The 11,604-nt window shown below is 71.3% G+C and carries 10 protein-coding genes; 3 read left to right on the forward strand and 7 right to left on the reverse strand.

All coding sequences use genetic code 11. The features are described 5' to 3' along the window. Positions 1–34: 34 nt before the first annotated feature. From hemB to AN216_RS11755, 6 genes are all read right to left on the reverse strand, one after another. Positions 35–1,063, reverse strand: a complete 1,029-nt coding sequence (gene hemB, locus AN216_RS11730) for a porphobilinogen synthase (RefSeq protein ID WP_070196605.1) — start codon at positions 1,061–1,063, stop codon at positions 35–37. Beyond that, positions 1,060–2,784 (reverse strand): bifunctional uroporphyrinogen-III C-methyltransferase/uroporphyrinogen-III synthase, encoded by a 1,725-nt coding sequence (locus AN216_RS11735; RefSeq protein ID WP_070196606.1) that lies wholly within the window; start codon positions 2,782–2,784, stop codon positions 1,060–1,062. Before AN216_RS11735 ends, hemB begins: the two co-directional genes overlap by 4 nt. Beyond that, a complete protein-coding gene (gene hemC, locus AN216_RS11740; RefSeq protein WP_070196607.1) occupies positions 2,781–3,791 on the reverse strand; it encodes a hydroxymethylbilane synthase in 1,011 nt (336 codons plus the stop codon). The genes AN216_RS11735 and hemC overlap by 4 nt, the downstream gene beginning before the upstream one ends. Continuing rightward, on the reverse strand, positions 3,788–5,362 hold the full coding sequence (locus AN216_RS11745) for a glutamyl-tRNA reductase (protein WP_079166499.1): 1,575 nt from the start codon (positions 5,360–5,362) through the stop codon (positions 3,788–3,790). Before AN216_RS11745 ends, hemC begins: the two co-directional genes overlap by 4 nt. Continuing rightward, positions 5,359–6,156: a redox-sensing transcriptional repressor Rex gene (locus tag AN216_RS11750; protein WP_070196608.1), complete on the reverse strand. Its 798-nt coding sequence runs from the start codon at positions 6,154–6,156 to the stop codon at positions 5,359–5,361. The genes AN216_RS11745 and AN216_RS11750 overlap by 4 nt, the downstream gene beginning before the upstream one ends. Positions 6,157–6,471: 315 nt before the next feature. Beyond that, the gene (locus AN216_RS11755; RefSeq protein WP_070196609.1) at positions 6,472–6,708 is read right to left on the reverse strand and encodes a glutaredoxin family protein; all 237 of its coding nucleotides are present in this window, start codon (positions 6,706–6,708) and stop codon (positions 6,472–6,474) included. A 146-nt stretch (positions 6,709–6,854) separates the two neighbouring features. On the opposite strand from AN216_RS11755, the gene AN216_RS11760 reads away from it, so the two are divergent. The 3 genes from AN216_RS11760 (at position 6,855) to AN216_RS11770 (ending at position 10,675) form a co-directional block, all read left to right on the forward strand. Beyond that, on the forward strand, positions 6,855–7,784 hold the full coding sequence (locus AN216_RS11760) for an HAD family hydrolase (protein WP_070196615.1): 930 nt from the start codon (positions 6,855–6,857) through the stop codon (positions 7,782–7,784). 387 nt (positions 7,785–8,171) lie between these two features. Then, positions 8,172–9,071 carry an ECF subfamily RNA polymerase sigma factor, BldN family gene (locus tag AN216_RS11765; protein WP_070196610.1) on the forward strand — a complete coding sequence of 300 codons (900 nt, stop codon included), beginning with the start codon at positions 8,172–8,174 and terminating at the stop codon, positions 9,069–9,071. Between the two features lie 311 nt (positions 9,072–9,382). Beyond that, positions 9,383–10,675 carry a DUF5667 domain-containing protein gene (locus tag AN216_RS11770; protein WP_070196616.1) on the forward strand — a complete coding sequence of 431 codons (1,293 nt, stop codon included), beginning with the start codon at positions 9,383–9,385 and terminating at the stop codon, positions 10,673–10,675. Between the two features lie 25 nt (positions 10,676–10,700). Here AN216_RS11770 and AN216_RS11775 read toward each other — a convergent pair. Continuing rightward, positions 10,701–11,604, reverse strand: a 904-nt coding sequence (locus tag AN216_RS11775; RefSeq protein ID WP_079166500.1) for a lysophospholipid acyltransferase family protein, incomplete at its 5' end; no start/stop codon positions are given.

Consider the following 11,604-nt stretch of genomic DNA (forward strand, 5'->3'; position numbering starts at 1 on the left):
CCACACCACGAAGCGGCCGGCGCTCCGTCAGCCGTCAGCCCCGCTCGCGCAGCAGTCGGGCCGCGTCCATGGCCCAGTAGGTGAGGATCAGGTCGGCACCAGCCCGCTTGAAGCCCGTCAGGGTCTCCAGGATGGCCGCATCCCGGTCGATCCAGCCCTTCTCGGCGGCGGCCTCGACCATCGCGTACTCGCCGGAGATCTGGTAGACGCCGACGGGCACCTCGGAACGCTGCGCGATGTCCCGCAGCACGTCGAGGTACGGCGTCCCGGGCTTGACCATCACCATGTCCGCGCCCTCGGCGAGGTCCAGGGCCAGCTCGCGGCGGGCCTCCCGGCCGTTGGCCGGGTCCTGTTGGTACGTCTTGCGGTCGCCGGTCAGAGAGGAGCCGACCGCCTCGCGGAACGGCCCGTAGAAGGCCGAGCTGTACTTGACGGTGTAGGCGAACAACGACACCTCCTGGTGCCCGGCCGCGTCCAGCGCGGCGCGTACGTGTCCGATCTGCCCGTCCATCATGCCGCTGGGCCCCAGCATGTGGGCACCGGCCTCGGCCTGCACTCGGGCCATCTCGGCGTACCGCTCCAGCGTCGCGTCGTTGTCCACCCGGCCGTGCGCGTCCAGGACGCCGCAGTGGCCGTGGTCGGTGTACTCGTCCAGGCACAGGTCGGACATGACGACCAACTCGTCGCCGACCTCGGACCGTACGTCCCGCAACGCCTGCTGGAGGATGCCGTCCGGATCGGTCCCCCGCGAGCCGACCGCGTCCTTCTCGGCCGGCACCCCGAAGAGCATCAGCCCGGCGACGCCCGCCTCGGCGGCCTCAGCGGCGGCCCGGCGCAGCGACTCCCGGGTGTGCTGCACCACTCCGGGCATCGAGGAGACCGGTGCCGGCTCCGACACGCCCTCCCGTACGAAGGCGGGCAGGATCAGGTCGGCCGGGTGCGGACGGTGTTCGGCGACCATCCGGCGCAGGGCGGCGGTCGTACGCAGCCGGCGTGGCCGGACGGCGGGGAAGCCGCCCAGGCCGCCGACCCGCCCGCCGTCCCCGGTCAGCTCGCCGCTCATGACGTACGCGCCCGCCGCCGGGCCGGCCGCTTCTCGCTGGGCCGCTTCACGGTCTCGCCGGCCTCCACGGCGTCCGCGCGCCGCTTCTGCCCGAAGTCCGCCAGGGCCGCCGCCAGTTTGTGCACCGACGGTTCGGGAGAGAGCACGTCCACCCGCAGCCCGTGTTCCTCGGCGGTCTTGGCCGTGGCCGGGCCGATGCACGCGATGACGGTGACGTTGTGCGGCTTGCCGGCGATGCCGACGAGGTTCCGCACGGTGCTCGACGAGGTGAACAGCACCGCGTCGAAACCGCCGCCCTTGATGGCCTCCCGGGTGTCGGCGGGAGGCGGCGAGGCCCGTACGGTGCGGTACGCCGTCACGTCGTCGACCTCCCAGCCCAGCTCGATCAGGCCGGCGACCAGCGTCTCGGTCGCGATGTCGGCACGCGGCAGGAACACTCGGTCGATCGGGTCGAAGACCGCGTCGTAGGGCGGCCAGTCCTCCAGCAGCCCGGCGGCGGACTGTTCACCGCTCGGCACCAGGTCCGGCTTCACCCCGAACTCGACCAGCGCGGCGGCGGTCTGCTCGCCCACGGCCGCCACCTTGATGCCGGCGAACGCGCGGGCGTCCAGGCCGTACTCCTCGAACTTCTCCCGCACCGCCTTGACGGCGTTCACCGAGGTGAAGGCGATCCACTCGTAACGTCCGGTGACCAGGCCCTTGACCGCACGCTCCATCTGCTGCGGCGTGCGGGGCGGTTCGACCGCGATGGTGGGCACCTCGGCCGGCACCGCGCCGTACGACCGCAACTGCTCGGAGAGCGAGGCGGCCTGTTCCTTCGTACGCGGCACCAGCACCTGCCAGCCGAACAGCGGCTTGGACTCGAACCACGCGAGTTGCTGACGCTGGGCCGACGCGCTGCGTTCGCCCACCACGGCTATCACCGGCTGACCGCTGTCCGCGGCGGGCAGCAGCTTGTTGGCCTTGAGGGTCTGCGCGAGGGTGCCGAGCGTGGCCGTCACGGTGCGCTGTCGGGTGGTCGTGCCGGCCAGAGTCACCGTCAGCGGGGTGTCCGGCTTGCGGCCCGTGGTCACCAGCTCGCCGGCCGCCGCGGCGACCAGGTCCAGGTTGGTGGAGATGACCAGGGTCGCGTCGCTCGCGCCGGCCTCGGTCCAGCATCTGTCGTCGGCCGTACGGGCGTCGATGAACCGCACGTCCGTGCCCTGCGCGTCCCGCAGTGGCACGCCGGCGTACGCCGGCACGCCCACGGCGGTCGCCACCCCGGGCACCACCTCGAAGGTGATCCCCTCGGCGGAACAGGCCAGCATCTCCTGTACGGCGTCCGTGTCCAGCCCCGGATCGCCGACCACGGCCCGTACCACCCGCTTGCCGCTGCGCGCGGCGGCCATGACACTATGTGCCCGATCTCCCGTGCTGGCGGGGCCGGTTGGGCTGTCCGCGACCGGGTCCGTGGGCGTGGCGGTCGGCGCGCCCTGCTCGGCCACCGGCTCGACGGCGGATGGCGCGGAGTGTGTGGGAGTGTCCACACCGGACCGCGCGTGGGGCCGTACGATCCCCTCCACCTGGGGGTCGGCGACCAGCACATCGGCCCTCGCCAACGCCTCCACGGCGCGCAGCGTGAGCAGACCTGGGTCTCCGGGCCCGGCACCGAGGAAGGTGACGTGCCCGTGGGCACCGTAGAGGTGGTGCGTTGTCGAAGTCTGGGCGGCGGTGGGGCTCAAAGTGCTCGCTCCCCCATCAGACCGGCCGCACCCTTGGCAAGCATCTCGTCGGCGAGTTCACGGCCCAGTCGCTCGGACTGGGACACGATCTCGGCGGCGGACGCCGGGACGGGGCCGGTGGTGGACAGCTGCACCAGCGACGCGCCATCGGTCGTGCCGACGACGCCACGCAGGCGCATTTCGGTGGCATCCTGTCCGCTGGCCGGCAGATCGGCCAGCGCCCCGACGGGGGCGCTGCAGCCGGCTTCCAACGCAGCGAGCAGGGTTCGCTCGGCGGTTACGGCGGCCCGTGTGTACGGGTCGTCGAGCTCCGCGAGCTGTGCGGTCAGGTGCGCGTTACCGCTCGCGCACTCGACCGCGAGTGCCCCCTGGCCGGGGGCGGGCAGCACGGTGTCCGGCGCGATCAGCTCGGCGGCTTCGTCGATCCGGCCGACACGGTTCAGCCCGGCGGCGGCGAGAACGATCGCATCGATCTCGCCGGATCGCACGTACCCAATCCGTGTCTCGATATTCCCCCGTATCGGAACGGTCTCCAGCTGCGCGCCATGCGTCCGAGCCCAGGCGTTCAGTTGCGCCATCCGGCGCGGTGCGCCCGTACCGACGCGTACGGGACGCGCGGCACGCAGCAGTTGCTCGAAGTCCCGTCCGTCCCCGGTGACCAGGGCGTCTCTCGGGTCCTCACGCCGTGGCACCGCGGCCATCGTCAGCCCCGGGTGGGGGGCGGTCGGCAGGTCCTTGAGCGAGTGCACGGCCAGGTCGATCTCACCGGCGAGCAGCGCGTCCCGCAGCGCGGAGACGAAGACGCCCGTGCCACCGATCTGCGCCAGGTGCTCCCGGCTCACGTCGCCATGGGTGCTGATGCCGACGAGTTCGACCGGAAGCCCGGTGGCCCTGCGGACCTGCTCGGCGACCAGGCCGGACTGTGCCAGGGCGAGGGTGCTGCGGCGGGTGCCCAGGCGTAGCGGCGTGGCGGCGTCCGTACCCACGGCGGGCTGTGGCGAGGTCATCGGCCCTCCCGTTGTGACACGTGGGTGGGCAACGTCCGGGACGTCGCGGCCCGTTCGGTGGCGGGTTTCGCGCGGGCGGACTCGGCGGGGGCCTCAGCCATGGCGTCGGTCGTTCGCTCGGTCAGGGGCTCGACGGTGGCACCGGCGGACTCGGTGACGGTCGCGGGCTCGATGATCTCGCGCACGGGTCCCGCCGAGCCGTCGACGGCGCCGAGGCTGCCGCCCGTCCCCACCGGGCTGCTCACCGCGGCCACCGCCTGCGGATCCAGGTCGAAGAGTTCCCGCAACGCCTCGGCGTATCCGGCACCGCCCGGCTCCTTGGCCAGCTGCTTCACCCGAACCGTCGGCGCGTGCAGCAGCTTGTCGACCACGCGGCGTACCGTCTGGGTGATCTCGGCCCGCTGCTTGTCGTCCAGTCCGTGTAGCCGGCCCTCCAGGCGAGCCATCTCGGCTCCGACGACCTCCGAGGCCATCGCGCGCAGGGCCACCACGGTCGGGGTGATGGTCGCGGCGCGCTGGGCGGCGCCGAACGCCGCGACCTCCTCGGTCACGATGCGGCGCACCAGGTCGACGTCTGCGGCCATCGGGGCGTCGGCGGACGCCTCGGCCAGCGACTCGATGTCGACCAGCCGCGCCCCGTCCAGCCGGTGCACCGCCGCGTCGACGTCTCGTGGCATGGCGAGGTCGAGGAGGGCGAGCCGGTCCGCACGGGACCGCCGGCCGGCGTCCGGGGTCTCGCCGGCGTCCAGGGCTTCCCGCACCATCTCGGCGGTCAGTACGAGACCGGTGGCACCGGTGCAGGAGACCACGACGTCCGCCTCCGCCAGGCCGGCGGCCATCTCGGCGATGGGCAGCGCCCGCGCGTCGTACGCGCCGGCGTCGGCGAGGCTGAGCGCGAGGCTCCGGGCGCGCTCCAGGGTGCGGTTGACGATCACCAGTTCGGTCGCGCCCCGACGAGCGAGAGTGGTGGCGGCCAGCGAGGACATCGAGCCCGCGCCGATCACCAGGACGCGCTTGCCCACGACCCACGAGGACACGTCCTGGCCGTCGGCGAGCGTTTCGAGTCCAAAGGTGACCAGGGACTGTCCCGCCCGATCGATTCCGGTCTCGGTGTGGGCACGCTTGCCCACCCGCAGCGCCTGCTGGAACAACTCGTTCAGCAGCCGACCGGCACTGTGCTCGCGCTGCGCCACCGCGAGCGCGTCCTTGATCTGGGCGAGGATCTGCCCCTCGCCGACCACCATGGAGTCCAGCCCGCAGGCCACCGAGAACAGGTGGTGGACGGCACGGTCCTCGTAGTGCACGTACAGGTACGGCGTGAGTTCCTCGAGATCCACGCCACTGTGCTGGGCGAGCAGCGCGGACAGCTCGGCGACGCCGGCGTGGAACTTGTCCACGTTCGCGTACGCCTCCACCCGGTTGCAGGTGGCGAGCACGGCCGCCTCCGTTACCGGCTCGACCCCGACCGCGTCCCGCAGCAACAAACCGCTACCGCCGGGCGCCAACGCGGCCCGCTCCAGCACGCTCACCGGCGCGCTTCGGTGACTCAGACCCACGACCAGAACGCTCATGCCGGCATCACCGCGGGCCTGTCCCCGTCCGAACCCGGGTCCGGACGCTTGGTCACCGTGTCGGCCGGCGGGGCCACCGGCGGCTCCGTCTCGTCGTCCGGGATCACGCCCTCCGGCAGGATGTCCTCGCCGGCCTTGCGCTGCTCGTGGAAGGCCAGGATCTGCAGCTCGATGGAGAGGTCGACCTTACGGACGTCCACCCCCTCGGGCACGGACAGCACGGTGGGGGCGAAGTTCAGGATCGAGGTGACTCCCGCCTGCACCAACCGGTCACATACCTGCTGCGCGGACCCGGCCGGGGTGGCGATGACGCCGATGGAGACGCCGTTGTCCGAGATGATCTTCTCCAGCGCGTCGGTGTGCTGTACGGGAATCCCGGCCACCGGACGGCCGGCCATCGCGGGATCGGCGTCGATCAGCGCGGCGACCCGGAAACCACGGGAGGCGAAACCGCCGTAGTTGGCGAGCGCGGCGCCGAGGTTACCGATACCGACTATCACCACGGGCCAGTCCTGGGTCAGCCCCAGCTCCCGGGAGATCTGGTAGACGAGGTACTCGACGTCGTAGCCGACGCCGCGGGTGCCGTAGGAACCGAGATACGAGAAGTCCTTGCGCAGCTTGGCGGAGTTGACGCCGGCGGCCGAGGCCAGTTCCTCGGAGGAGACCGTGGGCACGGAGCGCTCGGACAGGGCGGTCAGGGCTCGCAGATAGACCGGCAGCCGGGCGACGGTCGCCTCGGGAATCCCTCGGCTCCGGGTCGACGTCGCCGGTCGATGGGTGCGGTCAGTTGCCACGGTGCTCCTGCCGGTTGCGCGCAGCGGTGAGCGGCTACCACCCGGCACACACGTCTCGGTGCACCCGGTCGTACCGCTCCGTTCCAGCCAGGCTATGCCTTTGTGAACGCGTGCACAAAGATGATGTCCGTTTTGCGCAGGGAACGTGACCGGTGCCACAGACGCCGTTGGGGACACGCGGCCACACTCCTCGCCTATCCGCCCCCCGACGACAAAACGCCCTCGATGATAATCGAACTCCGGTCGGACAGCCGCCGCGCGCGCAGCCGCCGAGATCCCCGAGCGGTCCGCCGACCCGCGTCGTACGGGACAGCGTCACGCGCCGAGCGCCCGCCGCAGCCGCTCGGGGTCCACCCGCCAGAAGTCGTGCTGCGCGCCGTCCACCAGCACCACGGGGATCTGTTCCCAGTACTTCCGGTAGAGCTCCTCGTCCTGGTTGATGTCCTTCTCCTCCCAGGTGGCGCCCGTCTCCGAGCACACCCGAACGATCGTGTCCCGTGCGGCGTCGCACAGATGACACCCCGGCTTGCCGATCAGCGTGACGTTCCTCATGCCCCTCATTGTGCGGGCGGGGCGGCCACCGACGGTCCCGCGGGGACCCGATGCGCCGTCTCTCCCACGGCCACACCGTCCGCACCGTCGCCGTTCGGCCGCATCGTCGCGCGAAGTGGCGCCCGGCACTGGCTATGCTCGACGGTATGGCCGTCCCCTCCTGGCTCATCCCCCGCCGGCGCTCCGCCACCGCGCGCAGCGTGCTCGCCGGTGAGGCCGCCGCCGAGGCCGCCCGTAAGCAGGAGACCTCGGACACCGAGTCGGCCGCCGCGCCGGAAGCCGAACCGGAGTTCCCGGTCAGCGGCGACACCCGGGCCGCGGCCTTCTTCGACCTCGACAACACCGTGATGCAGGGCGCCGCGCTGTTCCACTTCGGCCGCGGCCTGTACAAGCGGAAGTTCTTCCGTACCGGCGACCTGGCCCGATTCGCCTGGCAGCAGGCGTACTTCAGGCTGGCCGGGGCGGAGAACCCGGAGCACATGCAGGACGTACGGGAGAGCGCGCTGTCGATCGTGGCGGGCCATCGGGTGTCCGAACTGATGACGATGGGCGAGGAGATCTACGACGAGTACATGGCCGGCCGCATCTGGCCGGGCACCCTCGCGCTCGCGCAGGCACACCTGGACGCCGGCCAGAAGGTCTGGCTGGTAACCGCCGCCCCGGTGGAGACGGCGACGATCATCGCACGCCGACTGGGCCTCACCGGCGCGCTGGGTACGGTCGCCGAGTCGGTCGAGGGCAGTTACACGGGCAGTCTCGTCGGCGAACCCCTGCACGGTCCCGCAAAGGCCGAGGCGGTACGGGCACTGGCCGCCGCCGAAGGGCTGGAACTCGGGCGCTGCGCCGCGTACAGCGACTCCGCGAACGACATCCCGATGCTCTCGCTGGTCGGTTATCCGTATGCGATCAATCCTGACAGCCAACTTCGGGCACATGCTGTCGAAATGGGCTGGCGGCTACGGGACTACCGCACAGGCCGCAAGGCGGTACGGATCGGCATACCGGCCGCCGCCTCGGTGGGCGCGGTTGCCGGCGGCACAGCCGCCGCGATGGCGCTGCACCGACGCCGCCGCTAGGCGAGTACGCAGGTCATCGGCCCGACGCGGGAGGCGAATCGGCGCGCGGCGCGGCTTCGGACGAGCTGGCGCGAGCAGGTGGACGAAGTCGCGCGGACATGCCGCCCGGAGGAATCGAGGGCTCCGGTCGGATCGCGCCTGAGTCAAAAATTGTCATCCCTCTGCCAATTCCGCTCAGTGAACTTATCAACATCTCGCGCGTGTTCGATATCTGAGCGAGCTGCATCGCGAAACAGACCGAACCAAATCGGCGAATTCAGCAACTACGGGTAGTTCGACCGACACGAAGCGTTATTCTCCTCAGACGCAATCCGGTACCCCACGTCCCAGCACCGGACGCACGGTCCCGCGCTGCAACCTGATGGAAAGCTCTGCCTTGGGAGTCCCGTGTACCCATATGTCGGGGTTGACACCTCGGGCCCGGCTACGCTGCGCACGACAGTCATCGACCAGCTACGTGCGTTCGTCCCTCGCGCGTACGCCGTCCCGGCCCTCGCCACAGCCACGCCTGTCCCCGTACACCCCTGTTTCACACTGGCCGACAGCACCACCGCCAGCGTCGTCAGCCCGCGAGCCGCGGAGCGACGGCCACGCGCCGCCCGCTCCACGACCACCGCCGCACCCGGTGGGGCCGCCGCACCCGCGCGGAGCGACAGCCCTGCCGAGAGCACCGAATCCGCCGGGCACGCCGGTGCCGACACCCGGACCGCACGCCGGCGCCCCACCGCCAGCGAGGGCGACACCCGGCGGATGATGGAGCTGGTGGAACGCGCCCAGAACGGCGAGCCCGCGGCCTTCGGGGGTCTCTACGACCAGTACAGCGACACCGTCTACCGCTATGTCTACTACCGGGTGGGCAGCCGGGCCACCGCCGAGGACCTGACAAGTGAGACGTTCCTGCGCGCCCTTCGACGCATCAGTACGTTCACCTGGCAGGGACGCGACTTCGGCGCCTGGTTGGTCACCATCGCTCGCAATCTGGTCGCCGACCACTTCAAGTCGAGCCGGTTCCGCCTCGAGGTGACCACCGGCGAGATGCTGGACGCCAACGAGGTGGAGCGCAGCCCCGAGGACTCGGTGTTGGAGACGCTGTCCAACGCCGCGCTGCTGGACTCCGTACGCCGACTCAACCCGCAGCAACAGGAGTGCGTGACGCTGCGCTTCCTGCAAGGTCTGACGGTGGCGGAGACGGCACGTGTCATGGGCAAGAACGAGGGCGCGATCAAGACCCTGCAGTACCGCGCGGTCCGTACCCTCGCCCGCCTCCTGCCAGACAACGTCCGGTGACGGGGGCGCTGTTGCCCCCGACACACCAGGACGTCAGGCCACGTTCGACCACCCGAAGACCGTCCCCCTCCAGGCCGTTTCGTCACGCCACCCGCCCTGACGTGATGTTGACCATCCGTCATGGCACTGGCACTATCAGTAACATCATCGGCACCGCGTAACCCGACTGGCTTTTCGGTCGTTGTGATGGTGCAGGCCCGCCGAATCGTGCCCTCCTCGCCACTCCGCTCCCGTACGCGGCGCCGGGTGGCGAGGAGCACGCCCGCTCCCGTGCGGGGGGCCGACCGTGCTGACGAGAGGATGTGCCGCCGGTGATCGGATACGTGTCCACCAGCCGACGGGCCAACGCCTTCGCCCAGGCTCTGGAGGAGCACGACCAGGAGGGCGCCGAGGAAGCCGTCGAGGGAGACGACCCGGAACACTCCACGCTGCTCGCGTTGACAGCCAAGCTGGACGCCCTCCCGAAACCGGAGCTGGCGGCGGAGGCCAGGTCCGTCCAACGAGCGCAGCTCGTCGCCGCCATGGAACACGCCGTGGCGGACGGTGCGTTGGGCCCCGGGGGTGGCCGGTTCACGACTTCCGCCCCGGCGCCGGCTCCGGCCCCGGGCGAGACCACGGCTCCGGCACCGGTCCCGGAGCAGCGCGACCCCTGTGGGGGCGGGGGCCAGCACCGTGCCCCGGCGCTGAGCGCCATGGCACGGCTGCGCCCGCACTCCCGGCTGGGGAGGGGTATCGCCGCGGGCGGTCTGGGCGTCGGGATGGCGGCCGGCGCGCTCGGCGGCGCCGCGATGGCCAGTACGGACGCGCTGCCCGGCGACAACCTGTACGGCCTGAAGCGCGGCATCGAGGACATCCGCACGGACCTGACCGGTGACGAGGCGGAGCGCGGCCAGCTCTACCTGGACCACGCCGCCACCCGCATGCGGGAAACGCGCCGGCTGATGGAGCGGGCGCGGGGCGGCGACCTCGACTCGGACGGGGTCCGGTCCGTTCGCAAGGCACTGTCCGGGATGCGGCACGACGCCGCCGAGGGCCACCGACTGCTCAGTGCGGCATACGCGGAGGACGGCAGGCTCGGCCGTATGGAGTCGCTCTCGGCGTTCTCCCAGAGGCACCGTGACCGCTGGTCGCAGCTACGTGACCGGCTGCCGGGCCAGTTGTCCGACCTCGGCGCGGAGGTGAGTTCCGTCTTCGAGGCCATGGACGAGGAGGTGCGGTCGTTCCGTGCCCTGCTCCCGCCCGGGCCCGGCGGGCGAGCCGAGGGGGACGACCGTGCTCCCGTCGTCTCCGAGGAGGCCGGGAAGGGCGGCACGAAACGACCCTCGCCCTCCGACTCCGCCAGCGGCGGGGACCGTACGGCGAAACCGGAACGCTCCCCCGAGCCGTCCGAGTCCGACCCGAGCAGCCGCTCCACGGACGGTGGCCTGCTCGGCGAGGACGGCCTCCTCGATCCGGACCTGCCGCCTGAGGTTCCGTCGGGACCGCCTTCCGACGCGGCTCCCGGCTCGCAAAGCGGGGCAGTGCCCGATACGGACGTCCCGGCGCCGCCCGTGCTGCCGGAACTGCTACCAGGGTTGGGGGTGGAGGGCGGCCAGCAGGAGTGACGGCATCCGTCCTGCCGCTGGCCGGTCAGAAGAAGACCGAGCGGCGGCGTACCAACTGCTTGTAGAGCGTGTGCTGAATGGTCTCCCGCACCTGGTCGGTGAGGTTGAACATCAGCATCGGGTCGTCAGCGGCCTCCGGCGCGTAGCCGTCCGTCGGAATCGGTTCGCCGAACTCGATGGTCCACTTCGTCGGCAACGGCACGGCACCCAGCGGTCCCAACAGCGGGAAGGTCGGCGTGATCGGGAAGTACGGCAGTCCGAGGAGCCGTGCCAGCGTGCTGGCGTTGCCGATCATCGGGTAGATCTCCTCCGCCCCCACGATCGAACACGGCACGATCGGCACCCCGGCACGCAGGGCGGTCGAGACGAAACCTCCGCGACCGAACCGCTGCAGCTTGTAGCGATCCGCGAAAGGCTTCCCCACTCCCTTGAACCCCTCGGGCATCACTCCGGCCAGCTCACCACGTGCCAGCAGGCGTTGGGCGTCGTCCGAGCAGGCCAGGGTGTGACCGGCCTTCCGTGCCAGTTCGTTCACCACGGGCAGCATGAACACCAGGTCGGCGGCGAGCAGTCGTAGCGTACGCCCCGCGGGGTGGTGGTCGTGCACGGCGACCTGCAACATCAGTCCGTCCAGCGGCAGGGTGCCGGAGTGGTTGGCCACCACGAGCGCCCCGCCGTGCGCCGGCAGATTGTCGATGCCGCGCACGTCGACCCGGAAGTACTTCTCGTACACCGGCCGCAGCAGGGACATCAGCACCTGGTCGGTCAACTCCGCGTCGTAGCCGAACTCGTCGACCTCGTAGTCCCCGGTGATCCTGCGCCGCAGAAAGGCCAGGCCACGCGCCGCCCGCTGCTCCCAGCCCGCGCCGCCGTCCGCGCGCGGCGCGCGCGACGTCGGCTCCTCGGCCGGGGCGGGCCTGCTGTACGGC

The sequence above is a fragment of the Streptomyces oceani genome, assembly GCF_001751245.1.
Lineage (GTDB): Bacteria > Actinomycetota > Actinomycetes > Streptomycetales > Streptomycetaceae > Streptomyces > Streptomyces oceani.